Raw genomic sequence first — 13,779 nt, forward strand, 5'->3', positions numbered from 1 at the left:
TTGATTGATTTGGCCTAGGTGCATTTTGGTCTGTCAAAATTCTAATCCTTTGTTGTGAAGCATCGAACAATGGCCTGGATACATTTAAGATTCGAACCAAAGAATAAGAGTTTCAGTATTTTGGTGTCAACGAAAAATCAGGAGTTTCATGCTTTACTTTAAAAACTGTCTGGTGTAGTGCTCTAGAAAGAATTCTTTCTAGAGCACTACACGGAATCAGTGCCAAATCTCAGTTCATTAAATTCTTTTGAGATGCCTGGATCCTTATGCAAGCTTCTGTATGTCCATTTCCCTTCATAGAATTCGTATTCAGGTATTATTGAAATAATCCTCCAATTTAGACATTGATATCCCAAAAAAAATCATCTCTAAACTCACAGTTCAGCCAAGTTTATCTGATCGTTGTATGTCGGCTCAGAATCTCCTAGCGATATATCTTTGAAATAAATATGGTCTTTACAAAAAATATTTTTTACATTCTCCTAATTGGGAATAAGTAGTAGTTTCCTTTAATACTTTCTAGAGAAACAGTAGTAGTTCTACTTAGTGTTTTTTAGTATTAAAATATATGAATAGACCTCTTGAAATACTCGTTTCATGATGTGCTATTTGCGAAAAAAAATTCTGCGATCTGACTCGGGTTTTAGTTCTCTACCGTATCGTTAGTTGAATCATGAAAGAGGTCTTATAGTCATTATTGACATTTAATGCTATGAACAGCATTAAATGTCAAATTTTTATTATTGTGTCTGCCAATCTTTTCAATAAGTAATGCCATCTGCTGATTTGCTTCAATCGGAGTAATAAGTGCTTGGATTTATCTTCGCTAAGAAAAGATGCCCTCAATTTAGCGAAATGCTATACAGAAAAATGGTTTTAGACAAGCCCTCCAGTGGAATATAACCCAAAACAATTTGTCAATTGAAACAATGGTTACATCAAAAACAATATTAATAGCTTTTTATGATTGAGTGCCAGTAGTTTAAGGTCTGTGACATTATCTCTTTTGAAGTCTATCTTAATAAAACCTTTAATGAACGTTTTTAGATTATCACCTGTTTATGGATAATATTACATCATTCAATATAAAATTCAAAATGAAAATATATTTTCTTAACTTTCATCTACTCTTAGAATTATTTTTTATAGGAGTAATAAATATATTAGTTTTCATATATCAATTTTTCAAATGTACTCACATTAAATTCCTTTTTGTCACAATATCTCCATAAACAGAAGTAAAATTACATGTCGATTCAATAGAACGCTATCTCCCAAGTGATGGTCCCTCTCGTTGAATTGACTGGCGAATCTGCTGCTCTACTGACCGCATACCTGCATTAATCTGTCGATAATCATCAGATCTAACGTCCAGCTGCTGCACCTCCAGAATTCCACCAGACTTTCTCATATCAACAGTCTGGAAAATCGGCTGCTCGACATCATTGCGAAATAGTCTCAATCGCTGACCTTCAAACTCAAACCGATAGCGTTGGCCTTGAAAGGATCTGACACCATCCTCTTCAACTCCTAAACGATCCAAAATCTTCACACAATTGGTATACAACCCATAGGCCAACTTCAGCTGCTGCAATCGTTCCTGGACAGCAGGCTTCTGTAGTTGAACTACTTTCTCCCGCATCAACTGAGTCTGCGGATCCTTATCCCACTGCTGATAAACATCCATCTCTTGCTGCCAGTCCTGAAGCTGTCCCTGTAACTGCTGCCAAGTTCCCTCTACATAGACCAGCTGTTGTTTGGACTCCTGCAACAGCTGCCGCTTTGCCTCAATCACCTCTGGTCTCTCTCCACCCCAATTAAATAAAGTCCGCTGTGGCCCCATCTCCTCTAGCTCTTGCTGCTGCTCTCGACAAGAAACCAACAAATCAGATCGCTGCTCTGACAAGTATCTAACCTGCCACTGTAGATCCTCACCTACATCAGGATCAGGGGGTTCAAGATGATCTTGATGTAGCCACGCCTTTACCTCGCGCTGCAGCACTAATAACTCTGCGTCTCTTTGAGCTGAGAACTCTGGCTCTGCAGTCACCAAATCCTGAGCATTCTCTTGCCCCCTCGACCGTTCAACACTCAGCCCTAAGCTCTGCCTGTCTACTGTCACAATCTCTAGTTCAGTCTTGGCTCTAGAGAGAGCCACATAGGTCTGCTCTTTCCCTGGATTGTTGCCCGGTGCCCAGATCGCCTCCTGAGCTGTCCACCCTTGAGCAGCATGGACTGTTCGGCAATAGGCATAGTCCACATGCACTAGCTGATCAGGGGTCAAGGTCTCCACCTTCCCTCGTGTATTAATTGAAATCGTCCCATTCGAGTTAAAAGAGTCAATCGTCAACAGCTGACCATTGATCTGCCCCCACTCCCGATGATTACGAGTAAACCTTAATCGGTCCCCAACTCGTAACTCCATCTCCTGAGTTGAAAACACCTCTCGGTCTTTGTATTTATCGAATGGACAATCTTTAATCTCACCAAAGCGGTCTTGCAGCTCTAGCTGATCTCTTTTGACCTCAATGACTCGATAGTAAGGTTCAGGAAATCGCTTTGTTGAACGTCGAAACCGGACCACATCTCCAACTCCATAGTTATAAGTCTGAGAGATCGCCTGCTTGTCCAATTTCTTCGGATGCAGCATCTCTACTGTCTGAGCTTCTGGTCCCAATATCTGGCGGTCAATATATTCAGACCGGATGTGTTGAGTGATCTTTCGCCGGTCCTGATTCGTATCACACAGAATCAAGGTCTGCACCTGGCGCTCATGAGGTCGGGATAGATATCGCTGGGCTACTCCATGATTGCGAGTCTTCAATATCGGAATCTCTGTCACACAGTTATGACTATCCAATAGTTCTAGAGCTGCATGAGCTTTTTGCTCGGCTGCTAGGTCTACTGCTTCCTTTAACTGCGGTGTTACCTGCCGCAGGTTTTCATCAATAGTCACGGTCTGCAGCTGAGATCGTTCCTGTAGCAATCGGAAGGGTGCGCCTGCTTGGACTGCATTTAACTGCTTCGTATCTCCCACTAAGATCAATCGGCTGTTGAGTTCTTTCGACTTCTCAATCAATGCCACCATTTGCTGAGTTGAGAGCATTCCTGCTTCATCAATGACTAAGATCTCTTCTCTATTGAGATTCTGATTAGGCGTCAATAAATAGCGGTCTACTGTTCCTGATTCTATGCCAATCTCTTGACCCAATATTTCCGCTGCGGCTGCACTGGGCACTAGCCCTCTCAATCTTGTCTGAGTATCTATATCTAAAGCATCTCTAAAAGCAGATAAGGTATAGGTCTTTCCGACTCCGGCATTGCCTTGCACTAAGGTGATCAGATCTGGACTGGTTACTAGATACAATAATCCATTTGCTTGACCCGTATTTAGGTTCTTCTCTTCTGAGATTGCTTTTACCTGCTCTGGTGTTGCTAAAGCAGCTTGAGAATTTTGACCATTATTGGCAGCATCTAGAATTATCTGCTCTCGATGGATCGCTCTATGAGTCGTTAATCGACCATCTTCTGTCGGGATTAGTTCTTTAGATTGATCTACAGCTTGCTCTATCTCTGTGGGTGAATAGAAAGCCTGAGCATGGCGTAGACACTCTTGTAATAATCTGGGTCGTGATACAGCAACTTGTTGGGCTGTTGCACTCTCTATTGCATCTTCAATGATTTTATTGATGCTGCCAGGATGTGAGGTTTGTCGATAGGCTTGTTCTAATTCTCTATGGGGTTGGGGGGTGAATGATATTGAGTTCAGCACTTATTTTCTGCCAGCTCTCTCGCTGATTTTCATGATCTGCGGGTGTTAGTTTATGTACCTTTGCAGGTCTACTGTCTAAACAGGCAATCTGCTTTTGATGCTCTGTTGCTTGTTCTATGGAAATATTCTGTTGCTCTAAGTAGACTCGGATATCTTGCCTTCTGCTGCTAAAAGACTCCAGTTGCTCGGGTTCATAGCCTTGGATCTCAAAGGTGTGGTCACCGGTCCAGTCAATTTCAAAGCCTTGTTTTTGAAGTTGATGAGCAAAAGCATGGTCATAGTAGGCACCGATGGTCTTCTTCTGATTGAAGAGTTCTCGACTGTCTAGGGTTCTGGATTTACCATCGGCGCATCGGGTTTGATTGAGGATGACGATATGGGTATGTAGCTGGGGGTTCTTGGTTGCGGTTGTCGTCATGCTCAAATAGGGCAAACTGGCCTTGCTTAGTTTGCTCGCTGGTTACTTTGCCTTGCTGTTTGACTTGGGCAAAGATGCAGTGATCTTCTATATAGCTGACGGTTTCGTTGACTGCTTGTCGATGGGCTGCTAGCACTTTTGGGTCTTGATCTACTAGAGCTTTGAGAGAAGCTGATTTGCTGGCAGATAGGGTGATATCCCAACCGGCTCTACTATTCTTCTGCTGTCGTCTTAGAGGTTGATTATTGTTGTCTTTGCCATTGCAGGCTTGCTGCCATTGTTCGGTAGTGATGCTGCCTGTTAGTCCTTGGTGTTCTGAGAATTGTCCTTGCCACTGAGAGTTCTCTAGACCATCACCTTGACTATAGTAATTGTCCTTAGAGTGATAGGTCTCTAAGGCTTTGGCATTCATGGGTTTGCTGATGCTAGCAACCATTTTAGTGTTAGGATTCTATATTCTGAATTACTAATACTTAGTAAGTCATGTGTAACTCTGTTCTTTTTGGGGTTTTTTGATTGTACTAGATTCTAGTTGCTGCCGCGTAGCGGGTAAGTCTAGATCACTCTTTGTGATTGTTTGTAAATGGCTGGGTTTGTTCTGCTGTTTCTTTTTGATTTAACGGTAGGATACAGACGTGATCTTTTTCTGGAGAATAATGATGGCTAAGGGGGCTAAAGCTCAATTTATTTCACCAGCTCAGTTGGCTGAGATTAAGGCTGAACTAGAAGGTCTATCTAAATTAGAACCAGGGGCTAAAACGATTCGAGATGCTGTGGAAGAGTTGATGCCTATTATCCGAGGCTGTCGAGCTAGAGGTCATTCTTGGAAACGTATCTCTGAATCCTTTAGTCGGGTACAGGGTATCTCTTCTGCTTCTTTACGCAAGTATGCCTTTGAGCTAGATCCATCTTTGAAGGAGCCAGTTAAGGGAATTGTTCCTAAAGCAACTAAGCCTCCTAAAGCTAAGACACCGAAGCCGACTACTACTGATTCTAAAAAAGTCAGTTTTTAAGTTCAGTTCAGTGCTGAATTGATTAGACGACGTTAGTAAGGTTGTAATGGCGAAGAAGAAGACTCCAACAAAAAAGCAATCTCAAGGCTACTATGCCAATCTCTGGTCTGGACAAAAAGGTGGAACGGGGAAGTCTTGGGGGTCTCGTCTTGATTGCCAACGACATATTGACCGTCAACAGGATTTCTTTCTATTAGATATCGATGAGGGTAATTCTTCTACAGCTTCGTTCTATAGTGATTATCTCTTCCATGAACCCGCAAAGCTAACTGAGGTGGTGGAACGTTCTAGTCTGGCTAATGCTCTTCTAGAGGCACCTCGCACTAAGCCCACGGTGGTGAATTGTCGAGCGGGGAGTAATGAGGGGTTATTGACTTGGCTCACTAATAAGCCGGTGAAGAGGATTGCTCAGACGTTGGGCATTCGGTTGCGCTATATCTTTGTCAGTGATTTGGATAATGATTCACTGAAGCTATTTAGACCGACGGTAGAAACCTTCTCTCCCTATATGCCTTTGATCTTTATGGCGAATCTAGGCCGCAATACGATGGGGACGGAGTTCTTTGAGTCGAAGGAGTTTCAGGATCTATTGAAGCAGTATAAGGTGCCTGTAGTTAGGGTGAATCAGTTTGACCTGGAGCTAAAGCGCAAGATGGAAGGTCATAATTCTGAACAGCGGTTGTTGACTTGGGGAGAGGCGCTTAATCACGAGTCCTTTGGCATTCTCGGACAGGCTGAGGTACAGGCTTATTTGGATGATTTCTATGAACAGCTCGATGCAGCCGAAAGACTCGCCGATTTGGAATTTTCTGCAACAGCATCACCCTAATTTACCGGAGCCGATTAAGCAGAAGACTTTTGATAGACTTCAAGAAAGTGCTGTACCGGCAACAGATAAAATCTTTCCTTGGATTGTGGTTGCGGTTATTAATCGGGTGGTTGAGGAATTACTGCAAGGTGATCTGCAATCCCTACGGCGAGAGATTGAGAAGACACCTAAACAGATCGGGCGGCAGATGGCTGTGGATGTAAAAAGTGTGTTGACAGAGCCTGTCCAGGAAATTCGCTCCGCTCGTACAGATATCAGAAGTTTGACCCAAGAGTTAAGGGCTTCTGCTGTTTTAGAGTCTTCTTTATCTCAGTCTGGATGGAAAGGGATTGGGACGGCGATTAGCAGCATTACTCGGCTGGATAACTTAAGGGTTGTGGTTGCTGGCATGATGGGGATAAGTTTCCTAATCGGCATCGGGATTGCTAATGGGTTTGCAGCTGGAGATCGAGAGATTATTCAATTTAATAGAGGAGTAATCCAAGATTGCCATCAAAACTATGCAGCTGATGATGATAAAAATGGTTGGTATACCTGCCCCAAATTTCAATTGCCCATGCCTCAAAAGTGACGAGTTTCCCTTGTGTTAGATAGAACGCTAGCGTTCTATCTAACACAAGGCCTGAGTGCAAAGTTTAGGTCTGTGATAGAACTAAAGTATCGGTGATGACTCCATCCAAAGCCGATACCTAAATAGGGGACCAAGCAACCAGTCTTTGGTTGCTTTTTTATGGTTGCCGTCATTGACTGAGGAAAATTCAACCATGGCTACTGCTGCCAATATCCAGATCACCTGCAAAATCTCTGAAATCCCCAAATCCAAGATTGTTAATGGTCTGGTGGAGTTTTACTTAACTGAGAATAATCAGGCAGTGATAGTCCGGGTCAAACCTAAACAATTTAAGAAGTTGACAGACCATCAGTTTGAATACTGGGCAGCTTCCATCGTAGGCAAGCTGGGTCCAGTCAATGCCAGAGGCTTTGAATTGCTCAATCCTGGTATTCAGGTCTACCCCAGGAAACCCAAAGCAGGCGAAGCCCCCAACCCTTCCAGCAATCAAACCAATCCCCCCTCTACTGGCAAGAAGAACCTGACTGAGGGGGTCCACTTTGGCTAAGCCTGAAGTTAAGGGGGTTCATCCCCTGCAAGATCCGAATGGGAAACGCAAAGGCTAGCTCAGTCCAGGGTTGCCAGTCTCCTTTTTCCGGGTCCGTACAGACACTCATCTGCCCATCCATCGGCATGGAAGCTGTGACAATCCCTTTAGCTCGGGCGAGATTAAACCATTCACTAAAACCATCGGGCATACCTGCTACGGCATTGGTTGGGTTAGGGGTCCAGCATTCTTGGATGGCTTTGACTAGCATTCCCGCCGGTCGCTTCGCTCGTCCTGCTTTTTTTTGTTGTTTGACCGCACTTAGGGCATTTTGAATAATCTCTACAGAGGCAGACATCACCACCCGTTTGATATTCATGTTCAGGGGTTGGGGAGCGATCACCTCTTCCACCTCAGCCTGTAATTGAGGGTCTATATTTATTTCTTCGGAGGAAAGCGGCACATTTTGAGGTTTAGGGTTTGAAGAAGAGTCTGTTCTTGTTTTTTCACAACCAGATTCAGATTCAACTGCAACATCAGGATCTACATTTTCCACATTGAGGTTTTGGGTAGAGATAGACATCCCTTCCTTGTCACTCTTAAGAACAGGGAGGAGTGGGTGGTGTGTCTTTGTTGTTTCTCTATTCTCTCTATATATAGGGACGGAGTCATAAGGCTTTGAAGCCTGTATATTGGAAATTTTGTTCCTGTTTTGGGAAGTTTCTTTCCCGATTTGAGAAGTTTTTTTCTCGTCAGCTGTCTCGGGATGACGGGCGATCAGTTTCCAGAATCGAGCATTGAATTTATAGATGCGCTCTACTAATCCCTGGTTAATAAGGGAATTGAGGGCGTTACGAATCTGACGAGTGCAGTAGGGGCGTTTGCGGCTGTGGCTGCTGAAGTCTTGGAAGGCGAGCAGGTCAAATTCCTGGGGCTTGCCTGCTGGACAACGGCGCAGAAGCCACTGATAGAGGGAACGGGCAGCGGGGGGGAGCTGCATCAGGATGAGATCATGCTCATCCGTAATTCGGGCGAAGGCGGTCATTTTCTCTCACTACTCCTATCGATGATTGGGAGCGAGTTCGATAGATGTCGTTAAGCTCTCTTACAGAATGCTTGTCAGCAATGCTAGAGAAGCTATAAAATAGATAAACGACATTATGGGTCCCTAACTTCCTGCCTGTTCAAAGCTTTCAGTTAGATCCCGCGAATACTCGCTAAAAGACGATTCTGTTTTTTAGTCTGAAGCCCGAGCTGTTTCTACCAGCTGGGGTTTTTCAGATTTTGGGGGGTTAGAACACTTTTTCCTCCAAAAAATAATCGATGATCAATCTTAATCACCCATACTACGCCTCTAATCGGCTTTGGGAAACCATTTAAAACAAATGATCACGAGGAGTGTAGAATTTGCAGCAACTCTCCAGTGAATGTTGACACTTTGATTTATTCAAGATTGAAGTTTCTACTTTCTTGATTCTTGATTTCCAAGTTCAGACATCAGCTTATACCTTCAGCTATTTGAGTGACGAATTTTGGTGAATTGCCTACTAGCTATCTGAATCAGGGTCAGTTAGCAAGTGTGCAATTCCAAGCTTTTGCCCTAACTCTGATGTCTTCAAAAAAGCTTGGCGCTCTGCATGAGTCATTGGAGCAGAGTAACCAGCTTTAATTAGCTCTTGCTCAGATGCTGCGTGGCCTTCCCCATTGTCTTTCTTGTTGTCGACAGAAACTTGCTGCGGCTGTAGATGTGAGTCTAAAGACATATCCTTCCTCTCCTGGGGCAATAGTCAGAGGGCCTAAGCACTCCATTTGGATGCTATTTCTATAGTAATCAAAATCAGATGCCAACGCAGTCAGAATAACCAGTGTGTCATCATCAGCGTTCAAAGCTCTCTGAAAAGCTGTTTGAACCGCATACCAGATCAACCACTTACCTATAGGCTGCACACGTCTATTAGCAAGAATTCCACGACTTAATGGATTTGCCTCAACATGCTCAACCTCTAGAAATACAGGCTGACCTGGAAAGGGATACAAACCATAGCGAATAAGACCCCAAACTCGGCCATCGACTGATAGCTTGACAATATTTTGACAGTCAAAATCAGTTATATTCCATAACTCAGGCCAACTAAACCACCAAGCATCAGGCATTTCTTCAACTGAAGCAGAAGATAATACAGCTGCTTTTTGCTGCCCATCCGCAGTTTGAACAGATACTTCATAAGAACCAATATGAATCATTGGTTGAGACATCCAGCAGACGAAAGGCAAGATTTTAAAAACGAATCAGAAATATCTTGATGACTAAGATCTATACATCGCAGTAGATACACAGTTTAGTTTTTCAATAATAAAGAATCTTGATTCTTTTATCAAGATTCTTTATTATTGATTTATTCATTGTGAGGCTAAGTATGGCCTGTAAAATAGCCATTTTCAATATGAAAGGTGGTGTTGGCAAATCGACCACGGCTTATAACTTAGCTGCTGGATTAGTCCAATCCCACAATCAGCGGGTGCTATTGATCGATACTGATCCACAAGGACATTCTGGTGCAGCACTAGGTCTTCCCATCTGGGAAATACAAGCTCAGCTCAAAGATGTATTTCAAGGTCAAATTTCAATCCATCAAGCAATTACTAGTACTTCATCAGGGGTTGACGTTGTACCTTCCAATATCCAACTAGCAGAAGAAGAGATTCCAATATCAGGACGTCCTGGTCGTGAAAGGCTTTTACAAAAAGCAATTAAATCAGTAACTGATCAATACGATTTCATATTGATCGACTGTCCTCCAAATATTGGGGTGTTTTCTGTCAATGCACTGATGGCTTGTGATGGAGTACTCATACCAGTCGATATGAGTTATCTAGGCTTGATGAGTATCCAAGGTATAGAAAGAGCTTTAAAACTCATTAGAGAAGAACTAGAGCATCCAATCCAAATAGTCGGTGTATTAGCTACTAGGTTCGACAAGCGTAACAAGTTGAGCAAAGAAGCCTTTGAATCACTACACGAACATTTTGGCGATCAGCTGTTACAAACAGTTATCCCAGAAACAGTCCGGCTTCGCGAGGCTCCAAGTTTTGGACAGTCGATTTTCGAATATGACCCAAAAGGCAACGGTTCTAGGGCATATAAAGTAATCCTTGATGAGGTAATGGTATGGCAATCCAGAAATCAAAACGTTCAGCATTAGGTAATAATCCTTTAAGCCAAGGAATTTTCACTAAAACCACAAATGTAGAGACTGCAAAGTCAAACAATACAGCTACTGCTAAGCCTCAAGCCAACAAATTAAGAAAAAAGAATCAAGATTCAAGATTCTTGATTGAAGAACGACAAGAGAAAGTAAATCTACGCTTAACTGTGAGGACAAACGATTGGCTTGATGAATTACTCAAACAAGGACGTCGTAAACACGGCCATAAAATCCCCAAAGAAGTTTGGGTACAAGCAGCTCTAGAACTTCTTCAGGCTATGCCTATCGAGTGGGAAAATGTAAGCTCAGAAGAACATCTTCGCGATACACTTCTAAACCTTGAATCAAGAATCAAGAATCAAGAATCTTGATTCTTGGTGATCATACAGGCAAAAAAAAATGGATAGGAACCTTAGCTGCGCTTATTTTTATCAGACGAGAACATAAGATTAACTTTTACCAAATAGTTAATCTTATGAATGATAAGAGCATACCAGTTTATTTATAGTCGGCCTTCCAATAGAAGCGCGATGTAGAAAGTAGACCTGGTGGACCCGGTGGACCTGGTGGACCCGGTGGACCTGGTGGACCTTTGAAGTAATTAACTAAATCCTGATCATTTTTTTATCGTTTTTATTATTTTCCAAGTCAAATCATTATCTCTCGAAGTAGAAATACTAATAAGTCCCAATATCAAAATAAATAAAATAGAAAGAGTAAAATATCTCAAGCTAGCTTCATAAATATCAACCAGAAAATTAGTTACCCTTTGATTGTAATCTTGAGATAAATAGTAATCAGTTGCCAATTTTGTTTGTGTAGATTTTAGTGAAGAATCACCAAATAGATATTCGTTATCTATATATTGATGCTTATTAACATTAAAATATATAGTGAGAATGAATATATTTACAAAAAAGAAGAACAAACGGAATAACAAATAGAATTCCAGGAGGTTTTACTGAAGAAAAAGTTGCAAGTAACCCTATTAGTATTGATGTTAATGTAAGAAGGTTACCTGCTTTTTTGTCCAGCAAATGTCTTCTTGCAATCATAGAGTCATTTTTACGAAGTAAAAAGCTAATTTTATCGCCATCAATAAATTGAAATATTTTTGTACTTATTTCCTTGCGGACTAAAATTTCTTGTGGATCACAACATCTATTTTTAAATTCTCTATAAGAAATCTTTTTCCCAGATAACCATACTAGTATATAAGCCAAAAAAACCAATGATTTTATCTAAAAGATCCATAAAATTTATATTCATATAAACTGAGATTATGCTTTTCTTATGTATTAAAACTATATAGAAAAAATATTATTTATTCTTGCAAAGATTTTATTAAAATACTCCTAATATCTGTAACATTTTTCAAATCAAGCCATGCCCATTGACCATTTGGATTTATCTCAAGAAAATACCATTTTTTTTTGATTGTCTATTATCATATCAATTGCTGCAAATCTTAATTGATATGACTCACAGATTTCAATAATTTTATTCTTTATATCTATAGGCAATTCAATTAGATAATATGAAACATTTTTCATATTATCCCTACGTATATCAATATCTTGTAAAGCATTATTTTTTATCAGCATATATTGATACTGCAACAATATTCTGATCTATATAACTAATTCTTACATCACAAATTTTATCAATTTTTTTCTTGAAATAATGTGGGGCAATTATTCAAAGCATCTGAATTTGATTGGATATCATTTATATCCACAAGACTAGTATAGATGACTCCATCATTTATAGAATCTTCTCTTTGAATATATCCATATGATATTGGTTTAGCTATTACCTTATTTTTGCATTTTCCAAGAAATTCTAAAGCCACTGATGAAGATTGTGTGACTATAGTATTAGGAACCAAAAATCCATATTTCTTAGCTCTACTAATTTGTTCAATTTTCGAAGATGCACTAGCATTTATCAATGGATGATTAATCCATTTATTTATTGGTATATGAGACAAAAAAACCTTCAATACATGATTTCCATTCACTGCGAAGATGATTTATTTCACCAAGATCATAGCTTATATAACTGGGAAATTTTATTTCTTGAGGCCTTCTGTACCATACTGAATTAATTTTATCAGGGCTTATTACTAGTTCTTTAAACTTCAAAATAGGATGGCTTAGTGTATAAGAAAATTCTAATTCTTCTATGAGAGTATCTGTATTTATCCGAAAATATTCTACATTTTTTTTATCTAATTCTCTACATACAAAATCGGATGTTACGTCTTTTAAATTTGATATGATAATAATCATATTTAAACTTGGTGCAAATATTATTTTCGTTAGATATAGTACACCTGAAAGGTAGAATTTACATCTGCAATAGGTTATTTATACCTATCAAAATCCGTGTTGACCTTGCTTTCAGGGTAGTCCGCCAAATGTAAGGATAGAGGTGATTTAATTTACCAGAATCTGAAATAACCACGTTACCCTGCCCTAGCTGTGGTTCTCTGAAAGTCGTTAAAAACGGTCTTATCCATAACGGTAAGCAAAACCATAAAGGCAAAGACTGTGGTCGTCAATTTGTCGAAGACCCACAACAGAAGCGCATTCCCCCACAGACTAAAGTCCTTATCGATAAACTACTGCTGGAGGAAATACCATTAGCTGGTATTTCCAGGGTTTGTGATGTATCCGAAAGTTGGCTACAAGAGTATGTGAACTGCAAATATGCAGCAGTCCCTCAAGCTGTGAATGTATCCTCAAAAAAAAAGGCCAGCTAACGATTCAATGTGATGAGATGTGGTCGTTTGTGAATGATAAGGGCAATAAACAGTGGATCTGGCTTGCCCTTGATGTCGCCACGCGTGAGATTGTTGGGGGGTATGTGGGAACACGCTCTAAGCAGGGTGCTTATCAGTTATGGCTTTCGTTGCCTGGGGGATACCGTCAATGTGCCATTGCCTATACCGATTTCTGGGATGCTTATGGCTGTGTATTCCCCAAAAAACGCCACAGACCAGTGGGCAAGGAAACAGGTAAAACCTCGTACATCGAACGCTTCAACTGTACGATGCGCCAGAGAGTGTCACGTCTAGTCCGAAAGACCCTCTCATTTTCCAAGAAGCTTGATAATCATATTGGAGCTATTTGGATGTTTATTCACCACTACAATTCATCCTTACAGGACTAGGACTACCGAGTTTTCTAGTTATTTTATACGAAAGATTTTAGACGCTTTTCTATATTTAGGCTATAGCATCCCTCCATAGTTAAACAAACCCGTGCCACCCACATCATTCTCATCGCGATCACTTGGAGCACCTTTATGGGTATGCGTCCCAGCTCTAATAGATTCATCTGAATCAACACCCTCACGAGCTACATCCGTTAATGTTTGTGTGCCTAAAGAAAATTCTTGGCTTTTCAATAAAAGTATTTTCTTCAAAAATACTTATAAAAC

The 13,779-nt window shown here is 40.8% G+C and carries 16 protein-coding genes; 7 read left to right on the forward strand and 9 right to left on the reverse strand.

Going from position 1 to position 13,779, the window contains the following annotated elements; translation table 11 throughout:
* Window positions 1-1,267 precede the first annotated feature (1,267 nt).
* The 3 genes from HRE53_RS34035 to mobF (HRE53_RS34045) are packed head-to-tail and all read right to left on the reverse strand — an operon-like array spanning window position 1,268 to window position 4,602.
* The gene (locus tag HRE53_RS34035) at window positions 1,268-3,772 is read right to left on the reverse strand and encodes an ATP-dependent RecD-like DNA helicase (RefSeq protein ID WP_235113139.1); all 2,505 of its coding nucleotides are present in this window, start codon (window positions 3,770-3,772) and stop codon (window positions 1,268-1,270) included.
* On the reverse strand, window positions 3,735-4,190 hold the full coding sequence (gene mobF, locus HRE53_RS34040) for a MobF family relaxase (protein ID WP_235113142.1): 456 nt from the start codon (window positions 4,188-4,190) through the stop codon (window positions 3,735-3,737). The genes HRE53_RS34035 and mobF (HRE53_RS34040) overlap by 38 nt, the downstream gene beginning before the upstream one ends.
* Window positions 4,111-4,602 carry a MobF family relaxase gene (gene mobF / locus HRE53_RS34045; protein WP_235113144.1) on the reverse strand — a complete coding sequence of 164 codons (492 nt, stop codon included), beginning with the start codon at window positions 4,600-4,602 and terminating at the stop codon, window positions 4,111-4,113. Before mobF (HRE53_RS34045) ends, mobF (HRE53_RS34040) begins: the two co-directional genes overlap by 80 nt.
* Before the next feature lie 244 nt (window positions 4,603-4,846).
* Here mobF (HRE53_RS34045) and HRE53_RS34050 point away from each other — a divergent pair, with 244 nt between their 5' ends.
* The 4 genes from HRE53_RS34050 to HRE53_RS34065 all read left to right on the forward strand — a co-directional run bounded on the left by HRE53_RS34050 (window position 4,847) and on the right by HRE53_RS34065 (window position 7,150).
* Window positions 4,847-5,203, forward strand: a complete 357-nt coding sequence (locus HRE53_RS34050) for a hypothetical protein (protein WP_235113146.1) — start codon at window positions 4,847-4,849, stop codon at window positions 5,201-5,203.
* A 46-nt stretch (window positions 5,204-5,249) separates the two neighbouring features.
* Window positions 5,250-6,032, forward strand: coding sequence for a hypothetical protein (locus HRE53_RS34055; protein ID WP_235113147.1), 783 nt, complete (start codon window positions 5,250-5,252; stop codon window positions 6,030-6,032).
* Window positions 5,980-6,603, forward strand: coding sequence for a hypothetical protein (locus HRE53_RS34060; protein WP_235113148.1), 624 nt, complete (start codon window positions 5,980-5,982; stop codon window positions 6,601-6,603). Before HRE53_RS34055 ends, HRE53_RS34060 begins: the two co-directional genes overlap by 53 nt.
* A gap of 193 nt (window positions 6,604-6,796) precedes the next feature.
* Entirely contained in the window at window positions 6,797-7,150 is a 354-nt protein-coding gene (locus tag HRE53_RS34065) for a fertility inhibition FinO-like protein (RefSeq protein ID WP_235113149.1), read from the forward strand.
* On the opposite strand, the gene HRE53_RS34070 is transcribed toward HRE53_RS34065, so the two are convergent.
* Window positions 7,107-8,174, reverse strand: a complete 1,068-nt coding sequence (locus HRE53_RS34070) for a hypothetical protein (protein WP_235113150.1) — start codon at window positions 8,172-8,174, stop codon at window positions 7,107-7,109. The genes HRE53_RS34065 and HRE53_RS34070 overlap by 44 nt on opposite strands.
* 635 nt (window positions 8,175-8,809) lie before the next feature.
* Window positions 8,810-9,373, reverse strand: coding sequence for a hypothetical protein (locus HRE53_RS34075; RefSeq protein ID WP_235113151.1), 564 nt, complete (start codon window positions 9,371-9,373; stop codon window positions 8,810-8,812).
* Between the two features lie 119 nt (window positions 9,374-9,492).
* On the opposite strand from HRE53_RS34075, the gene HRE53_RS34080 reads away from it, so the two are divergent.
* Both HRE53_RS34080 and HRE53_RS34085 read left to right on the forward strand, forming a co-directional pair.
* Window positions 9,493-10,332 carry a ParA family protein gene (locus tag HRE53_RS34080; protein WP_235113152.1) on the forward strand — a complete coding sequence of 280 codons (840 nt, stop codon included), beginning with the start codon at window positions 9,493-9,495 and terminating at the stop codon, window positions 10,330-10,332.
* Complete coding sequence (locus HRE53_RS34085; protein WP_235113153.1) at window positions 10,299-10,706, forward strand: hypothetical protein; 408 nt, start codon at window positions 10,299-10,301, stop codon at window positions 10,704-10,706. The genes HRE53_RS34080 and HRE53_RS34085 overlap by 34 nt, the downstream gene beginning before the upstream one ends.
* Window positions 10,707-11,216: 510 nt before the next feature.
* Here the strand turns inward: HRE53_RS34085 and HRE53_RS34090 are convergent.
* The 3 genes from HRE53_RS34090 to HRE53_RS35515 form a co-directional block, all read right to left on the reverse strand.
* Window positions 11,217-11,567 (reverse strand): hypothetical protein, encoded by a 351-nt coding sequence (locus HRE53_RS34090; protein WP_235113154.1) that lies wholly within the window; start codon window positions 11,565-11,567, stop codon window positions 11,217-11,219.
* 431 nt (window positions 11,568-11,998) lie between these two features.
* Window positions 11,999-12,355, reverse strand: a complete 357-nt coding sequence (locus tag HRE53_RS34095) for a hypothetical protein (RefSeq protein WP_235113155.1) — start codon at window positions 12,353-12,355, stop codon at window positions 11,999-12,001.
* The gene (locus HRE53_RS35515; protein ID WP_396133543.1) at window positions 12,303-12,626 is read right to left on the reverse strand and encodes an MvdC/MvdD family ATP grasp protein; all 324 of its coding nucleotides are present in this window, start codon (window positions 12,624-12,626) and stop codon (window positions 12,303-12,305) included. The genes HRE53_RS34095 and HRE53_RS35515 overlap by 53 nt, the downstream gene beginning before the upstream one ends.
* Window positions 12,627-12,793: 167 nt before the next feature.
* Here HRE53_RS35515 and HRE53_RS34100 point away from each other — a divergent pair.
* Window positions 12,794-13,509 (forward strand): IS1 family transposase gene (locus tag HRE53_RS34100; protein ID WP_235113160.1). Its coding sequence is split into 2 segments (ribosomal slippage): window positions 12,794-13,079 and window positions 13,079-13,509, totalling 717 coding nucleotides; the frame shifts between segments, so codons are not numbered across the junction.
* A gap of 60 nt (window positions 13,510-13,569) precedes the next feature.
* Here HRE53_RS34100 and HRE53_RS34105 read toward each other — a convergent pair.
* On the reverse strand, window positions 13,570-13,764 hold the full coding sequence (locus tag HRE53_RS34105) for a hypothetical protein (protein WP_235113156.1): 195 nt from the start codon (window positions 13,762-13,764) through the stop codon (window positions 13,570-13,572).
* Window positions 13,765-13,779: the final 15 nt, after the last annotated feature.

The sequence above is a fragment of the Acaryochloris sp. 'Moss Beach' genome, assembly GCF_021497025.1.
GTDB classification, from domain to species: domain Bacteria; phylum Cyanobacteriota; class Cyanobacteriia; order Thermosynechococcales; family Thermosynechococcaceae; genus Acaryochloris; species Acaryochloris marina_A.

Excerpts from the sequence above, each read along its gene's own strand:
- mobF (WP_235113142.1), bottom strand. The coding sequence starts at position 4,190 with ATGACGACAACCGCAACCAAGAACCCCCAGCTACATACCCATATCGTC.
- mobF (WP_235113144.1), bottom strand. The coding sequence starts at position 4,602 with ATGAATGCCAAAGCCTTAGAGACCTATCACTCTAAGGACAATTACTAT.
- HRE53_RS34050 (WP_235113146.1), top strand. The coding sequence starts at position 4,847 with ATGATGGCTAAGGGGGCTAAAGCTCAATTTATTTCACCAGCTCAGTTG.
- HRE53_RS34055 (WP_235113147.1), top strand. The coding sequence starts at position 5,250 with ATGGCGAAGAAGAAGACTCCAACAAAAAAGCAATCTCAAGGCTACTAT.
- HRE53_RS34060 (WP_235113148.1), top strand. The coding sequence starts at position 5,980 with ATGCAGCCGAAAGACTCGCCGATTTGGAATTTTCTGCAACAGCATCAC.
- HRE53_RS34065 (WP_235113149.1), top strand. The coding sequence starts at position 6,797 with ATGGCTACTGCTGCCAATATCCAGATCACCTGCAAAATCTCTGAAATC.
- HRE53_RS34070 (WP_235113150.1), bottom strand. The coding sequence starts at position 8,174 with ATGACCGCCTTCGCCCGAATTACGGATGAGCATGATCTCATCCTGATG.
- HRE53_RS34075 (WP_235113151.1), bottom strand. The coding sequence starts at position 9,373 with ATGATTCATATTGGTTCTTATGAAGTATCTGTTCAAACTGCGGATGGG.
- HRE53_RS34085 (WP_235113153.1), top strand. The coding sequence starts at position 10,299 with ATGGCAATCCAGAAATCAAAACGTTCAGCATTAGGTAATAATCCTTTA.
- HRE53_RS35515 (WP_396133543.1), bottom strand. The coding sequence starts at position 12,626 with ATGATTATTATCATATCAAATTTAAAAGACGTAACATCCGATTTTGTA.